Origin of the sequence: Synechococcus sp. R55.7, assembly GCF_047461955.1 — a bacterium.
Classification (GTDB): domain Bacteria; phylum Cyanobacteriota; class Cyanobacteriia; order Thermostichales; family Thermostichaceae; genus Thermostichus.
This window is the reverse complement of sequence record NZ_JANSIC010000404.1, coordinates 1-933: the sequence shown is the minus strand read 5'-3', so window position 1 is coordinate 933 and position 933 is coordinate 1. Positions and strand designations below refer to the sequence as shown.

Here is a 933-nt window from a genome sequence, read left to right as displayed (position 1 = left end):
CTGACGCTCCAAAAAAGTGGCAGGGGCCTGCAGATACACTTGGCCAAAAGGACTCCGTCCCGCTTACGCGATCGGCAAAACCGCTCGGCAATCGCGATCGATGGCCAGGCCAACGGCTGCACCAAACTCCAGCAGCTCGACAATATGAGCTTTCTCCAGCAACAGCCCATGGGATCCCATTCCCTTAACCAGCCAAACCTGACCGCTGCGTACCTGCTCCAGAAGGGTAGAGGGATCCCGAAGCCTAGCCCAGAGTGGCGGTTCAACCTGCTTTCCAGGGCACGTCTGACCCGTACAGCCCAGTGAGTCAGAGCCGTTGATGGGTGTGGGGGTGCTGTTTGATGTTGTCGGCATCCTTCACCTCCACAACCGCGTTGAGGATCCGTCGGGGCTCAACGCTGTGATTGAGCTTAAACACCCCCCGCTCTGGAGTGCAGGTTTGGTGCAGGGGGATATGGCGAAACTGGGGCTTGCTGCGATAGGTGCGGGCCGCTGCCTGCACCCGTTCCACGAAGTCTTCTCCCAACAACACCCCTGGCGGGAAAACATCGGCAGGCAAAGTTGGGATCCCGTTGTTCACGATCTCGGCGTAGGTTGTGGCGTAGAGGAGAACATAGGAAGTGCTGCGGCGTTCTTGGGCCAGGCAGTCCAAATCGGCAGCAGGCACCGGCTCGGCCACCAAAACCTCTACCAGGCGACCTTCCTGATCCTGCTGGAAGCAAGTGGCCACTCCCAGCACCACGTACTCCAGTCCTTGCACTGGGCTGGAGCCAAGGTGAGTTTGAGCAGTATCCGACATCGATGCCGATCTCCAAGCGGGGGAGCGAACTTTCACGGCTCCGGCAGGCGCCAAGATCCCTCAAGCCGGGCGCAGTTCTCACCATAGCAACAATTTTTGCGTCGGGCAGCGGGAGCTGTTGCAAGATAGAAGGC

Annotated in this window: 1 protein-coding gene; it reads right to left on the bottom strand. The window is 59.4% G+C overall.

Annotated elements, in window-relative coordinates; genetic code table 11:
- Nucleotides 1-307: 307 nt before the first annotated feature.
- Nucleotides 308-799, bottom strand: a complete 492-nt coding sequence (locus NW820_RS12785) for a hypothetical protein (protein WP_414341729.1) — start codon at nucleotides 797-799, stop codon at nucleotides 308-310.
- Nucleotides 800-933: the final 134 nt, after the last annotated feature.